The organism is Acinetobacter sp. YH16051 (assembly GCF_013417135.1).
GTDB classification, from domain to species: Bacteria; Pseudomonadota; Gammaproteobacteria; order Pseudomonadales; family Moraxellaceae; genus Acinetobacter; species Acinetobacter towneri.
Window position 1 is genome coordinate 215,002 of record NZ_VPEN01000003.1, and the last position, 14,973, is coordinate 229,974.

The following is a 14,973-nucleotide window of genomic DNA, read 5'->3' on the forward strand; positions in this document are numbered from 1 at the left end:
AGAAATCCAAAACGAAATATTGCAGTTAGAAGTTTAAAGGTATACAGGTTTAAGCGGAAAATTCAAGCTAAGCCGTAATTTTTACTACAAAATGACAAGGCTGTTGTGGATAATTTCATAAATACTGTTGAAACAGAAGCTATTCCGCGATTGAATAACAACAATTTGACTTGATAGAAAATAATAATCGAATGACCACACAACAGACTGGGCAAACTTCAGCACAAAATACAGGGTGGAAAGCAGCATTTACGGCATTTTTAGACCGTCGTGCGCTGATCATGCTGTTTTTGGGCTTCTCTGCAGGTATTCCAATTTTACTGATTTTTTCCAGTCTATCTTTGTGGTTGGGCGAAGCAGGCATTGATAAAAGTGCGGTCACTTTCTTTAGTTGGGCTGCTCTAGGTTATTCCTTTAAATTTGTTTGGGCACCATTGATTGATGAATTACCCGTACCCTATTTAACCAAAAAACTAGGGCGACGTCGGGCATGGCTGCTCATTGCTCAATGTTTAATAGTCTGTGCAATTGCAGTCATGGCATTTTCTGACCCAGCTTTGGGGCAGGCACATTTATATCAAATGGCATTGGGTGCAGTATTACTAGGCTTTTCTGCAGCCACGCAAGACATTGTGATTGATGCTTACCGTATCGAATTGGCTGAAACTCAAATGCAAACCGTGTTGGCATCGACTTATAACGCGGGCTATCGCATTGGGATGATTGTTGCAGGGGCAGGTGCTTTATTTTTGGCTGCATCTTTAGGTACTGCTAAAGGCAACTATATTTATAGTGCATGGAAAATTACTTATTTGGCGATGGCTGCGGTGATGCTGATTGGCATTATCACGACTTTGGTGATTCGTGAACCGCAAGTGAATCGGGTCAGCAAACATTATCAACGACGCGACTATTTTCGTCTGGTGACAGTATTTTTTGTTGCGGTATTCAGTTTTGTATTGTGCTACGTCTTTTCGGGTAATTTTACCGAAGCCTTAAAACAACAATTCCAACTCAAAGATGCATTTTTATTATTTTCTATAGAAGCTTTACGTTTTATTGCATCGGGTGCGGCTGCTGTAGGTATGGGCACAATTTTGGTCAAATTGGGCGCAGTCAATAAACAGATGGCATTTGAAACATGGGTGCATCCTGTTGCAGATTTCTTTAAACGCTACGGCATGAAACTGGCACTGGTGTTATTACTCTTGATTGGTTTTTATCGAGTTTCAGACATTATTGCAGGTGTAATTTCCAATGTGTTCTATCAGGATTTGAACTTTAGCAAAGAACAAATTGCCGAAGCGGTTAAGGTTTATGGGGTTATTTTCAGTTTAGTGGGTGGCTTCTTGGGTGGTTTACTGGCACAGCGTATGAACATTATGAAATTAATGTTTGTTGGCGCGGTGTTGGCATCATCTACCAATCTTATTTTTATTGGTCTGGTGAAGTCAGGACAGCAACTGAGCGATGTGCAAGTTTCTGTGGGGCAGCAACAATATCAAACCCAGGCCGATGAAGTTGGATATTGGAAAGTGGCTGTGCCTAGTCAGGTTTTAGCAACACAGGATGAAATTCAGGTACGTGCGCAATACCAAACGGGCGATACGCCGTCACGTTTAGTGTCGATGCCGTATTTGCACCAAACTGAGATTGAAACTGCACAACTCCAGTTTTTACCACTGACTTCGGATAATCGTATTAGCGAAAATGAAGCCAGCAACAGTATTGTCGTACGTGGGCAATATGCAGGGCCTGCCTTAACCGAACAGCAAAAAATTGTACTGCAGCTAGATGGTCAAAATTTTGATGCAAAACTAGATGCACAAGGAATTTTTACGGCAGCGATTGCAGGGCAGCTTTTGGCAGACTCACCAAGTAAACAACTGCAAGCCGTATTATTAAATGGACAGCAAACAGTACAACAACACAGCCAAACCTATCAGGTCGATTTAAACACACATGAAGGCAATGCTTTGGATGTAGATATACAACCTTTGCCGATCGTTCAATCATCTTCAAACAATATGGTTGAAATTCAGGGCAAGGTGATTAAGCCATATAGCACAGCATGGTTATATTTTGCGATTATTGTCGATAACTTGGCTTCAGGTTTAGCGGGCGCGGCTTTTATCGCATTTTTATCCAGTTTAACCAGTGTGTCATTTACTGCTGTGCAATATGCAATTTTTAGCTCACTCATGACCTTGACTCCTAAGATTTTAGGTGGTTATTCAGGTACTATAGTGACCAATATTGGTTATCCAAACTTTTTCCTCATGACCACATTAATTGGAATCCCTATTTTAATTTTAGTGGTGTGGGTGGCGAAATTGTTACGTGACCATCAACACATACAAGCAAAACCGATTGAACAAAAGGATGAATGACATGCGCATGCTTCATACCATGTTACGTGTAGGTAATTTAGAGCAATCATTAAAATTTTATACAGAAGTTTTAGGCATGACTTTGCTGCGTAAGCGTGATTATGAAGAAGGTCGTTTTACCCTTGCTTTTGTAGGCTATGGCGATGAAGAAAATCACACCGTTTTGGAGTTGACGCATAACTGGGATACAGACAGCTATGATTTGGGCAATGGTTATGGTCATATTGCAATTGCGGTAGACGATGCCTACAAAGCATGTGAAGAAATTAAAGCGCGCGGCGGCAATGTGGTACGTGAAGCAGGGCCAATGAAAGGTGGTGTAACTGTCATTGCTTTTGTTGAAGACCCAGATGGTTATAAAGTTGAATTGATTCAGCAAGATCAGAACGCACGTAATAACTAAGTCTTCATCAGTGAAGCAGTAAAAACCAAACCTTTATGGCGCAATAAACTGAATGTTGTTCAGTATTCATTTTGAAAATATTGAACATCGCCTGAAAATGCTCGCTTTTTGAATATTGCTCAGTAATATACCTTTATCGAAAGGTAAAAATTGCTGGGCTTTTTTGCAACAGTAAAAGAATATACAGGATGTGTTTATGTTGAAGTTATTGGCATTGGATCGCTTTACCATTCTTTTGTTTGTGATGGTCATCCTCGCCAGTGTCGTGCCTGTGTCAGGGCAAGCAGCCGAAGTTTTTAGTGTGATTACGACAGTTGCCATTGCAATCTTATTCTTTTTGCATGGGGCGAAATTATCACGTGAAGCTGTCATTCAGGGCATGATGCATTGGAAATTGCATGCGTTGGTATTTACTTTTACCTTTGCGTTATTCCCAATTTTAGGTTTGCTGGCAAAGCCAATTCTAGTGCCAATGCTCGGGCAGGAGCTGTATTGGGGCTTTTTGTTCATGTGCTTTTTGCCTTCAACCGTGCAATCTTCAATTGCCTTTACGTCAGTGGCAAAAGGCAATGTTGCCAGCGCAGTCTGCAGTGCGTCATTCTCTAATTTAATTGGGATGTTTATTACCCCAGTTTTAGTAGGCATCTTTATTTTAGGGCAGTCTGAACACGGTTTTGACCCGACAAATTCGATTATTCAAATTACTTTATTGTTATTGGTGCCATTTATTTTGGGGCAGTTATTACGTCCTTATGTTTTTCCTCAGATGTTGAAATTACCAAAGCTGGTCAAGGTATTTGATCAGGGTTCGATTTTGATGGTGGTTTATGGTGCATTTAGTGGGGCAGTGGTAGCAGGATTGTGGCATCAAGTTAGTGGTATGACTTTATTGCTGTTGATTATTGCTTGTTCCGTGTTATTGACCCTTGTGATGTGGTTGGCGTGGGTTGTGCCGCAATGGTTGGGTTTTGCACGTGAAGACCAAATTGCCGCATTTTTTTGTAGCTCCAAAAAAACCTTAGCCAGTGGTGTACCGATGGCGCAAATTTTATTTATTGGGCAGCCGTTGGGGATGATTGTTTTACCGATCATGATTTTCCATCAAATTCAGTTGATGGTGTGCGGTGTGATAGCCAATTATCTCGAAAAGCAGCCCGATTCGACTGAACCTCAGGAATTAAATTCCTAAGAATAATTAGCTTTAAAATATTTTATTCCGTATAATATTGCCCAACTTGTTGTGCTTAGCTCTGACGGTATCCGTCTCGGTGGGCCAAAAGAATGGTCTGTTGTGGTGTTGGTCTGCTTTTAAAGCATGTCCTCATTTTTTTAATGAGAGTGACCAATTGCGATGACAGCTTAAGCCTTCTTAAATCTTAGGAGTAATCGACGATGCGCGCCGATATTCACCCAAAATATGAAAAATTAGTTGCAACTTGTTCTTGCGGTAACGTAATCGAAACTCGTTCAGCAGTTGGTAAAGAAACTCTTTATCTTGACGTATGTTCTGCATGCCACCCGTTCTACACTGGTAAGCAAAAGAACGTTGACACTGGCGGTCGTATCGACAAGTTCAAACAACGTTTTGCTGGTATGTCACGTTCTATCAAACGTTAATATCCAGTACGAAAAAAACGGGCAATTGCCCGTTTTTTTGTGCCTTAAATTTTAGGGTCTACAAATAGACCCTAATGCACAAGACCTTATTGGTCTTGCACATCAATTAAATGATCGAGTTTTTTCTGGAAATAATCACCCTGAATAAAGCGCGCATCGACATTCCACGCATTCGCAAACAGGTTCATATCATTTAAGTCACGCAATAACACTTCTACAGGTTTAATTTCACTATAAATGCTCAATTGTTCCTGTAATTCTTGCGTCGAGTCATCAGCAGCCAGTTTTTCAGTCAGAGCACTGTGTAAGGTCAAGTAGTGAATATCGACTTGCTTCAAGATGGATTCACTATAAATCGAATGACCAAAATCACGCAGAGAAATTTCAGCGCCGTGCTGACGTAATAAACTGATTTGTTTCTGCGCATCACCTAAGTTTTGGCTGATGTCTTCTTCAGAGAATTGCAAAATTAATGGATGGCTGAGGCGGCTACCAATAATCGTTATCAGTTTAGACACAAACTCAGGGAAGCTGCGGTCTTGTAATAAAACAAATTTGTTTAAATTGATAATCAGCTTCGCTTCAGGATATTGGGTGATGAAGTTGTGCAATTGTTTACAAGCTTCGACCAAAATCCAACGATCCAGTTTAATGGATAATTCTGGGTCTTCAGCCAAATCTATTAAGCCTGTCAGTGATTTCCATTCACTATTGAAAATAAAGCCACTAGTTACTTCATAGGTATATAAATTGGTGTCTTGCTTATCATAAAGTTGTTGATACTTCAGATGAATTTCACCACGATCAAGACTTTGACGTATCGCTGCAATAATCGCAGATTCACTATACGATTGTGGTACAGCTGCAGCAGATTCAATTACATTTAAGTTAGATTCACCAAAGGACAAGTCTAAGGTTAAACCTGAGTTATGTTGTTCTTGCTGTTGTGGTAATGCGTTGGCAAAACCTTGGCTAATCAGTTGCTCAAAACTGCTTTCATTTTGAATGTCTGGAGTGAATGGCACATAACCAATACGCAAATTAAGTGGGTAAGTATGTTGATCTACCGTAAGTAATTGCGGTTTCGTGAGTGAATTTAAGCCAATCAGTTTCGATTCTAAAATTGCAGGCGATTCTGCTTGGAACAAACCAACCACTAAACCATTACTCACATTAAATAATGGTACATTGGTCTGTTCTTTTAAAAAATTTTGAATGTTGGTAAAGTAATTTTTTGTGGTTTGCCAGTCGGCTTGGAAAATTGATTCAGGACAGTTCGCCAAAGAAAACACCACCAAAGCATTGGCACTAGAAGGCTGTTTGGCTAAAGTGCGATTTACCAATTGGTATGTGCTTGGTTTTGCCGCTGCTTTGTCTGCTGTCGTTTGAGCAGGGACAGTATTTTGCGCCGTATTTTCAATATCTATGGTGATTTGTATGGCGTCGTCAGCTGCTCCAACAAATTCAATTTTGAGTGGGTTTTGTTTTGCCAGAAGCGGGTTTTGGCTATGAATATCAAAACGGCCGTGTTCAAATTGTCCTTGACTGACTTTCTTAAAGCGGAATTTAAAATCTGTAATATCTTGCGGTTGCAATAAATCCAATAATGGCAAGCCAATAAGGTCATCTTCACTTTTTAAACCAAATAGCTGTAAATATTCAGCATTGGCTTGTGCATGAATTCCTTCCTGAATAATGGCTACTGCTTTGCTACTGTCTTCGACCAACGCCTGAGCTTGTGATTGTGCATTTTCCAGTTCAGTCATAAGTTGTTCTTGTGACTGCTGTAAGCGACTAAAAGACAGTGCGCGAATTAAGCCAAAATAGAAGCGTTCGGGGTAATCTAAATTGATAATGTCATAGATGCCTTTGCGCACATAACTGGTGTATTGCGTGGCATCGTAATCGTCTGGTTTGAGCAAAAGTAGCGGTAAATTTGGTTGCTGTGATGCACGAATTAAAGTGAGTGCCTGATCGACTTTTAGGTCATAAGCACGACCAAAGATCACCAAATCCCAAGTTAAATGTAATTGTTTTTCAAAGTTTTTAATGTCATCTAATAGATAAGCCTGAACACGGTGCTCATTTGCAGTGAGTTGTTCACAAATTTGATTAAAACGTATTTGGTTGTCATCGATTATGAGTAAACGTGTTTCGGTACGTTTGAGCTTTTTAGACAATAATGGATTTCTCACTTTAATGCTTCCCATAAATCGTGATTTTTAACTTCATTCACTTGTTTCTGAATAAAACCATCAAGTAAAGGCTGTTGTTGGTCATTCAACAACTCAAAATCAAAGCGCATAAAGCTTTGGGTAATCAATAACGGCTTAATTAAGAACACTTTTAGTTCTTCTTCACCTAAACGTAGCTGTACGGTTTGTTTGTCACGTAATAATTGCAGACTTGGCAAAATCAATGAGGTATTGACTTCATTGACCTGCGTACTTTGTACCAATAATGCTGGATGATAATGTCCTGTATGCCGATCTGTTTTAACAAAAACAGCACAAGGGTAAATATCTTGGGTTAAAATTTCCAAGCCAAGTTCTAAACTTTTTTCGGCAGATTGTTTAATCCAACGAATTACACCGCCACGCCATGGACTCTGATTATTTTCCTGAACTAAAATGAATTCACCTGTTTTTAAATTTTTTGGTGTTTCGCCAGTCCATTTGATTCGGTAACCATTCACGCTAATGTCCAAAACATCGGCATTGTAAATTTGTTTGGTTTCGCGATCTAAAGTTTTGACTGAGCTAATGTCTACCGATGAATTGGTGTGCATAGCATTGACAAAATGGCTTTCATTTTGGAATTGGTAGTTATCACCCAATACCAGTGTTTCGTTAAAGTTCTTACCATTAGACAAATAAAAATGTGCAACGGTTAAACCAAAACAAATTTTAATCTGTGCAGAATATTCATAACGCTCATGCACACGCTCTGCGGTATTGGTCAAAATATTGTGCAGATGGAAATGTAAAGCTGGGGTCAGGAACAACCTCTCATTGCGTGAAAAATGTTCGCCTTTACGTCCCTGATTTTCATTTAAATGATCAAGCAAGGCTTGGGTAGAGATATAAATATCAGCGTTAAAACCATTGTTTTGGTGGCTGTTGTATATTGGTGGATGATCTTTGCTTGAATCCACCACATAACGCGAAAGCGTGGTTTCTTTGGGTAAAATCTGAACCAATTTGGCCCAATCAAAACTGCATAAATACAAGCCTTGAATTTCTGCCGGACGAATTTGATGTGTATTAAAAATTTCCAACAAAATCAGTTGGGCATAGGCCTGAGCAATACTTATGAGTTGGTGCTGTGTACCTTGTAATTGATTAATATTATTTAAATAATAATGTTGTTGAATTGCAGTATCTAAAAGTTGATGTGCAATAATCCATTGATTAGGCAATGAGGGGCTATACAACATGTGTTGTTGGTAGCGTAGCAAAGCCAATTGTTGCAGTGCATAGTAGGTTGCTAAAATCCGAGCCGTTTGTAAGTTTTTCTTTAAGTTAAAGGCGAATAATGAAAATTTTTGCTGAGTGAGTTGTTGATGGCTGCGTCGCGCAATATCAATATACACTTTGGAAAAATGGCTACGTAATAACAAGGCCAATTCAATAATATGATCATTACGATCACTACTAATCAATGCTTGATTAAAAAAGTGTTTTTCCAAGCTGGTCAGCACATTTTCAAGTGTCGGATGAATAGCTTGAATTAAATCAAAACGCAAAGTTTCCTGACATTTCAGTTCAGAAATTTCTAAAAGGGCATTGAACAGGGCTTGAGAAGAATCCCCCAATTGTAAAATGGATAGGTCTGCTGCCCACGCCTGAATGCTTTTAACCGTATTTTGACAAAAACTCAATTGCTCCAGCTTTAGTTCGCTGGGAACCTGAAAAAGATCTGAAGTACTCATGTTCATGGTTGTTATTTAACTCAATAAGTTGAAACCCCAAAAAGCGGTGTCTTGTTTTTTTCGCCCGCAATTTCCCTAACGAGTTTAGGAACGAGATAGCCTGGCAAGTTCGCTAAAAGCTCTTTATAAATATGATCAATGTCAGATGGCATTAGATCAAAATGATGCGCTCCTTTTACTTTATCTAACACGTGTAAATAGTAAGGCATCACCCCTGCATCAAAAAGACGATAGCTTAAATCGACCAAGACCTGAGCAGAATTATTGACCCCATTTAATAAGACTGCTTGATTCAGAACGGTGATGTTTTGTTCGACTAACTTGGCAAGTTGCGAACAGGTAAAGTCATCTAATTCTGATGCGTGGTTCGAGTGTACCACTAGAATAATACGCAGCCTACTATTTTTTAGTAAGGAAATCAGCGATTCATCGACACGGTTGGGAATAACAATCGGAACTCGTGAATGAATTCTCAAAAATTTTATTTGCGGAATAGACGCCAATCGCTCAATCCAGATATTTAATTTACGATTTGACAAAGTGAGCGGGTCGCCACCACTTAAAATCACTTCATTAATATCGGGCTGACTTTCAATGTAATTACGGATATTGTCCCAGTCTTCAGTTTTTGGCAGATTTTCCTGATAAGGAAAGTGCCTGCGGAAACAATAACGACAATGTACTGCGCAAGCACCAGTCAAGGTCAGTAAAAAGCGGGATTTGTATTTGTGTAATACCCCAGGTTGTTGATTAGCTTGTTCTTCACCTAAAGGATCGGTCACAAAGCCAGGATGATCTTCAAGTTCTAAATGATGTGGTAAAACCTGTAGTAGCAAAGGGTCGAGCGGATTGCCTTTTTGTATTTTTTGTACAAAAGCGCGTGGTACACGCAATTTAAACTGCTCAGATGCCAAGAGTGCGCCAGAAAGTAATTGCTGTTCGGACAGCTCCAAAATATTTAACAATTCGTGTGGGTCGGTGATCAAGTCACTGAGTTGAGATTGCCAGTTTTGCTCTTGGTACAGGTAATTGATCATGCCAAAAAATTTAAATATAAGAAAAAAGCGGAACAGAAAATACTCAGAAAAAGGAGAGTCGTTTTCTAAATTTAAGGGTTGAATTACTGTGTAAAATAAATTTTTAAGATTTAAATCACAGTAAAGCAGTCGATTTTACCGATATCTTGAAGTGATCGGTAGTGGATTTTCATTGCTTCATTATGGCTTGCTCATTTACAATACGTCCGATGAAAAAAGATGTTGCAAGATGGCGAGCATCGCAAAGCTGCGTTGGTCATTTGCTTTGTAACATAAATAGTTAAGTTAGTCAGTTTGGAGTGTGCCAGTCATGGCCTATTATTCTACGAATGATTTCAAGTCAGGCCTTAAGGTTATGCTTGATGGTAACCCATGTTCAATCATGGAAAATGAATATGTAAAGCCAGGTAAAGGTCAAGCGTTTAACCGCGTAAAACTTCGTAACCTTCGTTCTGGTAAAGTTTTAGAAAAAACATTTAAGTCTGGTGATTCATTAGAAGCCGCTGACATTGTAGAAGTAGAAATGGAATACCTCTACAACGATGGCGAAATGTGGAACTTCATGGATCCTGTATCTTTTGAGCAAATTGCTGCTGACAAAACCGCAATGGGCGATGCTGCAAAATGGTTAAAAGATGATTCAAACGAAAAATGTACCATTATGTTGTTTAACGGTGTGCCTTTAACTGTAAACGCACCAAACTTCGTGGTATTAAAAATTGTCGAAACTGATCCGGGTGTACGTGGCGATACTTCTGGTGGTGGCGGTAAACCAGCGAAATTAGAAACAGGTGCAGTGGTACGTGTTCCTTTATTCGTACAGCAAGAAGAAAGCGTTCGTGTAGATACACGTACAGGTGAATACCTAGAACGCGCATAATGATTTATTGATAAATCATAAGTAAAAGAGGGGGATGATTCGCGTCATCCCCCTTTTTTGTTGATTTGATTATGTGGTAAAAGAATAGGTGAAAAGTATAGGAAACTGTTGGTGCTCCATTTAAGTGTACGGTAGCGCACACTATGGATGTAAGGGCAGCAGACATCAAAATAAAAGGAGCAGGATCAACCAAGGATTTAGGAAATAAAGCTACATCTCGACAATAAAAGTAACGCTTAAAAAATGTAACAAGAAGAGAGATTGACATGGAAACAGTTCAACCGAAGTCAGGTCTGACTTCAAAAATTATATGGCTTTTGGTCGCTATATTGGGTGCAGTATCTTTTGGGATATTGGCAGTCAGTAGAGGCGAACACGTCAATGCAGTCTGGTTAGTTTTAGCTGCGGTCTGTGTCTATAGCATTGCATACCGCTTCTACAGTTTATTTATTGCCACCAAAGTATTTGAGTTAAATGAGCGACGCTTAACGCCCGCACATCGTTTGGCTGACGGTTTAGATTATGTGCCCACCAATAAAAGTGTGTTATTTGGTCACCACTTTGCCGCGATTGCAGGTGCAGGCCCTTTAGTTGGGCCTATTCTTGCAGCACAAATGGGTTATTTACCCGGCACGATCTGGCTTTTAGTCGGGGTGGTGTTGGCAGGTGCAGTCCAAGACTTTTTGGTTTTGTTTATTTCTACACGTCGTGATGGGCGTTCTTTGGGAGAAATGGCAAAACAAGAGTTGGGTTCATTTGCTGGTGTGATTGTCATGCTGGGTGCGCTGGGCGTGATGGTGATTATTCTTGCCGTACTCGCTTTGGTTGTCGTGAAAGCTTTAACCAATAGTCCGTGGGGCGTATTTAGTATTGCAGCCACCATCCCAATTGCGATTTTCATGGGCATTTATATGCGTTTTATTCGCCCGGGGAAAATTGCTGAGGTTTCCATTATTGGTTTTGTCCTGATGATGATGGGTATTATTTATGGTGAAAATGTTGCACAGCATCCATTCTGGGGGCCTTTATTTACTTTAAGTGGCACAGAATTAACGTGGTGTTTAATTGCCTACGGTTTTATTGCTTCAGTTTTGCCAGTGTGGTTGTTATTGGCGCCACGTGATTATTTATCGACGTTCTTAAAAATTGGTGTTATAGCGGGTTTGGCTGTCGGGATTGTGTTTGCAATGCCTGAAATGAAGATGCCTGCGGTGACCCATTTTATTGATGGTACAGGGCCAGTATTTGCGGGTTCATTGTTCCCATTCTTATTTATTACCATTGCCTGCGGTGCGATTTCAGGTTTCCACGCCTTAGTGTCTTCAGGTACGACGCCAAAACTAGTCAATAACGAAAAAGACATTCGGATGATTGGTTATGGCGGCATGTTGATGGAGTCTTTCGTGGCAATCATGGCAATGATTTGTGCCACGGTGCTAGACCCAGGCGTGTACTTTGCCATTAATGCACCCACTGCAGTTTTAGGTACAACGGTGGAAAGTGCAGCAGAAGCGGTACGAAATTTAGGCTTTGTAGTGACTCCTGAGGCTTTAACCATTTTGGCAAAAGAAGTCGGTGAAAGCTCGATTCTGTCACGTACGGGTGGTGCGCCAACGTTTGCAATTGGTATGGCACATATCATCACCGAGATTTTTAATAACCGCTCAATGATGGCATTCTGGTATCACTTTGCCATTTTATTTGAAGCCTTATTTATTTTAACTGCAGTAGATGCAGGCACACGTGCTTGCCGTTTTATGGTGCAAGATACTGTAGGTATTGTTATTCCTGCAGTGAAAAACTCACATAACTTCTTTGGTAACTTGCTTGGCACAGCAGTTGCGGTGGCTGGTTGGGGCTTCTTCGTCTATCAAGGCGTGGTCGATCCTTTAGGCGGTATTAATAGCTTATGGCCTCTATTTGGTATTGGTAACCAAATTTTGGCAGCGATGGCGCTCATTTTAGGTACAGTGATTCTGTTTAAAATGAAAAAAGAAAAATATGTTTGGGTGACGATTATCCCTACAGTTTTCTTGTTCATTACTTCAATGACTGCAGGTTGGCAAAAGATTTTCCACGACAATCCCAAAATTGGTTTCTTGGCGCAAGCAGATCGTTTCAATGCTGCAATTCAACGCAATGAAATTTTAGCACCTGCAAAAACAGTGACTGAAATGCAAACCATTGTCATGTCCAATCAAATTAATGCCGTGTTATGTGGTTTCTTTATGATTGTGGCATTTGTGATGTTGTTCGCTGCCATTGGGGTGATTCGTCGTGCCTTGGCAAGTCCAACACCAACTGTACATGAAGCTGAAGCGATTTATCGTGATCCTGAAACGATTCAGCCGAATAGTGGTCATTAGGAGTGAGCACATGATTAAGCTTAAATTTGCCCAACAGAGTAAAACGGTGATTTACAACATCATTAAAATGACCATCATGTCGCAAAAGGATTTGATTCTGAATCCGAAAAACTGGTCGCGTATCGCTACTTTATGGCAGCGTTTGCAACAAAGTTTTCGTTTAATGGTCGGTGTACCCGATTATCAGAATTATTTGGAACACATGCGTAAGCATCATCCAGATTTAGAAGCCATGGATCCGAAGACTTTTTATCGCTACTGTGTCGATGCGCGTTATCCATCGGCAAAAGGTGGTTTGAAAAAGTGTCCGTGTTAATCCCGTATCACGATGGAAACGTATAGAGATACGAGCTGTTTAAAACTTACTTTTTTAGGCAGTTTAGAATATCTCGAGGATTTCTTTGGAAATTTAGCAAAACGGTGTATGTTTAAACATGCGCCGTTTTTTATTGGGGATAAGGGGATTTACTGTGATTTGGGGTACAGAAAAAGTTCAAAAACAACAACTGACGCAAGCGCAGCAACAGCTCAATGCACAGATTGAATCTTATGCTGGAAAAATTCAGGCTTTTTTGACTGAAATTAATACCATTATTTTAGATAAAGAACAGCAGACCAAATTGGCGTTAAGTTGTTTGTTGGCGGGCGGGCATGTGCTTTTTGAAGATTTACCCGGATTAGGTAAAACGACTTTATCGAGTGCCTTATCGCACTTGGCGGGTCTGCAATTTCAGCGTATTCAGTTTACCAATGACATGCTGGCCAGTGATGTGATTGGCGTGAATATGTTTAATCAAAAAGAACATCAATTTGAGTTTAAGCAAGGCCCTATTTTTACCCAAATTTTATTGGCAGATGAAATTAACCGTTGTTCGCCTAAAACCCAAAGTGCCTTGTTGGAAGCGATGGAAGAAGGCGCGGTTACGGTGGATGGTGTGCGTTATAGCTTGCCGCAACCTTTTTGGGTGATTGCCACACAAAATCCACTGTTTCAAAGTGGTACTTATGCGCTGCCAGAATCACAGCTTGATCGTTTTTTAATGCGTCTGTCTTTGGGTTATCCATCGCGTTTTGCTGAAAAAATGTTGCTGCAACAAAACTCCAGACATGCGCTGATTGCCAGTTTGGCCCATATTTTTACTGAAACAGAAATTTTAAATTTACAGCAATTGGTCACGGAAATTTATGTGTCAGATACCGCGCTAGATTACTTACTCGACTTAGCCACAGAAACCCGTAAAGCGCGTCACGGATTATCTACCCGTGGTGTTTTGGCATTGAAAAAAGCAGCACAAGCACATGCTCTAATTGAGCAACGTAGTTTTGTCACTGCCGATGATATTCAAGCGGTATTTGTGGCAGTTGCTGCACATCGTATTGGATTGAGTGAGGCAGAAACTTTGTATGTGATGCAACAGGTTAAAGTGAGTTAGTACACGCATGTTTAAGCAGGCATGGCAAAACTGGATCAAGACACGTTTTAAATTTGATCGACACAAGGCCTTAAAACAAAAAGATATTTTGGTTTTTATTTACCAACAGGGCTATCTGTATTTAGTGCTGATTTTGATCACGTTTATTGCAGGCGTGAATTATGGCAATAACCTGATTTTAGGCTTTTGCTTTTTGATCAGTGCCATTTTATGTATCAGCTTTTATTTGACCTTTAAGCAGTTGCATGAATTAGAGATAGAAATTGTGACTACTGAAGTTGGGCAAGTGGGCGAAGTATTGCAATTACAATTGCATTTCAAACAAGAGGTCGCGCAGGCACGCTATTTATGGATTAAAGCCAATCATCAATTAGAAAAGGTTCTTATTCAAGACACCCAGCAGCAGTATGTATTGACATTTTTTGCGGAGCGACGTGGGCAGTTTAATTTCCCTCATTTACACATTTATTCGGTTTATCCTTTTGGCTTGGTACGTGCGTGGACTTATTTGAATTTGACACGTACCGCGTGGGTTGCGCCCAAAGCCGCCATGTATAGCGCAGAGAATAAACAGCATCAACACAGCTTTCAACCTGATTTAGACGAGTTTCGTGAGCTGCGTGATTTTCAATTGGGCGATTCTTTGCAAGCTGTGTCGTGGAAGCAAGCGGCACGAGGGCAAGGCTTATATGTCAAAGTTTTTGAACAATATCAGGATCAACAGAGTATCGACATTCACTATGAACACATGCCTGCACCGACCCACGAAGAAAAATTAAGTTTGATGATGGGTTTGGCCGAGCAATGTGAACAACAACAGTTGAATTATGCGATGTTTTTGCCACATGCGACCCTTGAAAAAGGCGTAGGCGAGCGGCAGTTGAAACAGGCAAAAATTCTTTTGGCACAGGCTTGA

At 40.3% G+C, this 14,973-nt stretch carries 12 protein-coding genes; 9 read left to right on the forward strand and 3 right to left on the reverse strand.

From position 1 onward, the window contains the following. Window positions 1-191 precede the first annotated feature (191 nt). The 4 genes from FTV41_RS04490 (at window position 192) to rpmE (ending at window position 4,410) form a co-directional block, all read left to right on the forward strand. Window positions 192-2,390 (forward strand): MFS transporter, encoded by a 2,199-nt coding sequence (locus FTV41_RS04490; protein WP_096901072.1) that lies wholly within the window; start codon window positions 192-194, stop codon window positions 2,388-2,390. A gap of 1 nt (window position 2,391) precedes the next feature. Further along, a complete protein-coding gene (gene gloA / locus FTV41_RS04495; protein WP_004971627.1) occupies window positions 2,392-2,793 on the forward strand; it encodes a lactoylglutathione lyase in 402 nt (133 codons plus the stop codon). 190 nt (window positions 2,794-2,983) lie between these two features. Further along, window positions 2,984-3,982: a bile acid:sodium symporter family protein gene (locus FTV41_RS04500; protein WP_171062555.1), complete on the forward strand. Its 999-nt coding sequence runs from the start codon at window positions 2,984-2,986 to the stop codon at window positions 3,980-3,982. A gap of 203 nt (window positions 3,983-4,185) precedes the next feature. Continuing rightward, on the forward strand, window positions 4,186-4,410 hold the full coding sequence (gene rpmE / locus FTV41_RS04505; protein WP_004971624.1) for a 50S ribosomal protein L31: 225 nt from the start codon (window positions 4,186-4,188) through the stop codon (window positions 4,408-4,410). Window positions 4,411-4,496: 86 nt separating this feature from the next. On the opposite strand, the gene FTV41_RS04510 is transcribed toward rpmE, so the two are convergent. Genes FTV41_RS04510 through epmB form a run of 3 tightly spaced genes read right to left on the reverse strand, consistent with a single transcriptional unit; the run spans window position 4,497 to window position 9,378 of the window. Further along, window positions 4,497-6,620 (reverse strand): EAL domain-containing protein, encoded by a 2,124-nt coding sequence (locus FTV41_RS04510; protein WP_004971622.1) that lies wholly within the window; start codon window positions 6,618-6,620, stop codon window positions 4,497-4,499. Next, window positions 6,602-8,347, reverse strand: a complete 1,746-nt coding sequence (locus FTV41_RS04515) for a GTPase (protein ID WP_179996191.1) — start codon at window positions 8,345-8,347, stop codon at window positions 6,602-6,604. The genes FTV41_RS04510 and FTV41_RS04515 overlap by 19 nt, the downstream gene beginning before the upstream one ends. A 14-nt stretch (window positions 8,348-8,361) precedes the next feature. Next, window positions 8,362-9,378 (reverse strand): EF-P beta-lysylation protein EpmB, encoded by a 1,017-nt coding sequence (epmB, locus tag FTV41_RS04520; RefSeq protein WP_179996192.1) that lies wholly within the window; start codon window positions 9,376-9,378, stop codon window positions 8,362-8,364. A 310-nt stretch (window positions 9,379-9,688) separates the two neighbouring features. Here epmB and efp point away from each other — a divergent pair, with 310 nt between their 5' ends. From efp to FTV41_RS04545, 5 genes are all read left to right on the forward strand, one after another. Continuing rightward, complete coding sequence (gene efp / locus FTV41_RS04525; RefSeq protein ID WP_004971615.1) at window positions 9,689-10,258, forward strand: elongation factor P; 570 nt, start codon at window positions 9,689-9,691, stop codon at window positions 10,256-10,258. Window positions 10,259-10,524: 266 nt separating this feature from the next. After that, window positions 10,525-12,624, forward strand: a complete 2,100-nt coding sequence (locus tag FTV41_RS04530) for a carbon starvation CstA family protein (RefSeq protein WP_004971612.1) — start codon at window positions 10,525-10,527, stop codon at window positions 12,622-12,624. Between the two features lie 10 nt (window positions 12,625-12,634). Then, the gene (locus FTV41_RS04535; protein ID WP_004971610.1) at window positions 12,635-12,940 is read left to right on the forward strand and encodes a YbdD/YjiX family protein; all 306 of its coding nucleotides are present in this window, start codon (window positions 12,635-12,637) and stop codon (window positions 12,938-12,940) included. A 157-nt stretch (window positions 12,941-13,097) separates the two neighbouring features. Continuing rightward, window positions 13,098-14,057 carry a MoxR family ATPase gene (locus FTV41_RS04540; protein WP_096901148.1) on the forward strand — a complete coding sequence of 320 codons (960 nt, stop codon included), beginning with the start codon at window positions 13,098-13,100 and terminating at the stop codon, window positions 14,055-14,057. 7 nt (window positions 14,058-14,064) lie between these two features. Then, on the forward strand, window positions 14,065-14,973 hold the full coding sequence (locus FTV41_RS04545) for a DUF58 domain-containing protein (RefSeq protein WP_179996193.1): 909 nt from the start codon (window positions 14,065-14,067) through the stop codon (window positions 14,971-14,973).

Coding starts and splice junctions, on each gene's coding strand:
- FTV41_RS04490 (WP_096901072.1), top strand. CDS start 192: ATGACCACACAACAGACTGGGCAAACTTCAGCACAAAATACAGGGTGG.
- gloA (WP_004971627.1), top strand. CDS start 2,392: ATGCGCATGCTTCATACCATGTTACGTGTAGGTAATTTAGAGCAATCA.
- rpmE (WP_004971624.1), top strand. CDS start 4,186: ATGCGCGCCGATATTCACCCAAAATATGAAAAATTAGTTGCAACTTGT.
- FTV41_RS04510 (WP_004971622.1), bottom strand. CDS start 6,620: ATGGGAAGCATTAAAGTGAGAAATCCATTATTGTCTAAAAAGCTCAAA.
- FTV41_RS04515 (WP_179996191.1), bottom strand. CDS start 8,347: ATGAACATGAGTACTTCAGATCTTTTTCAGGTTCCCAGCGAACTAAAG.
- epmB (WP_179996192.1), bottom strand. CDS start 9,378: ATGATCAATTACCTGTACCAAGAGCAAAACTGGCAATCTCAACTCAGT.
- efp (WP_004971615.1), top strand. CDS start 9,689: ATGGCCTATTATTCTACGAATGATTTCAAGTCAGGCCTTAAGGTTATG.
- FTV41_RS04530 (WP_004971612.1), top strand. CDS start 10,525: ATGGAAACAGTTCAACCGAAGTCAGGTCTGACTTCAAAAATTATATGG.
- FTV41_RS04535 (WP_004971610.1), top strand. CDS start 12,635: ATGATTAAGCTTAAATTTGCCCAACAGAGTAAAACGGTGATTTACAAC.
- FTV41_RS04545 (WP_179996193.1), top strand. CDS start 14,065: ATGTTTAAGCAGGCATGGCAAAACTGGATCAAGACACGTTTTAAATTT.